1 protein-coding gene is annotated in these 524 nt (G+C 40.3%); it reads right to left on the bottom strand.

The annotated features are described in order from the left end of the window. Nucleotides 1-109 precede the first annotated feature (109 nt). The coding region (gene ati1, locus R7190_RS30540; protein WP_318138300.1) for an Ati1 family type III secretion system chaperone at nt 110-524 on the bottom strand (415 nt) is incomplete at its 5' end.

The following is a 524-nucleotide window of genomic DNA, read 5'->3' as shown; positions in this document are numbered from 1 at the left end:
TTTGATATTTTGAATATCTGCGAGGTCTAAATTACCTCGATGTTGACTATTAATTTGAATTGTCGACATAAAATAAACTCATTTCTAAACATGGTCGTTTTTAGCGGGATTAAATGAAAATCCCAGCAGGTAATTGTTCTGGAATTGCTGCTTCGTTATCGGTTTGTTCAATGAAGAGGTGCCACTGCTCAATTTTTTCTAGCAGTTGTTGGAATGTGTTTTGAACATAACTTTGAGGCTTATTAGCTAACGAAATAACCTTATAAACGGTCAGTCTGCGGCTGTCCGGCATTAAACCAACACCGAAACCACCTCGAAATGGTTCTAGCGCGTGTTCACCGATTGCAATTGCGATGGCTTCTGGCAGAGGTGTTGGCAACTCAACAGGGCTGGTCAACGACATGTGCAAATTGATGGTGGTTTCGTTCTTAAATATGGTTAAGAAAAGCGCTTCATCATGGTCATTTGTATTCGATGACAGTTCGCATTGAAATAATCCGTTTGCATCGAAGTTCGCGTCGTTA

The sequence above is a fragment of the Vibrio sp. 1078-1 genome (assembly GCF_033340475.1).
The sequence above is the reverse complement of the archived record's forward strand: the minus strand, read 5'-3'. Positions and strand labels throughout refer to the sequence as shown.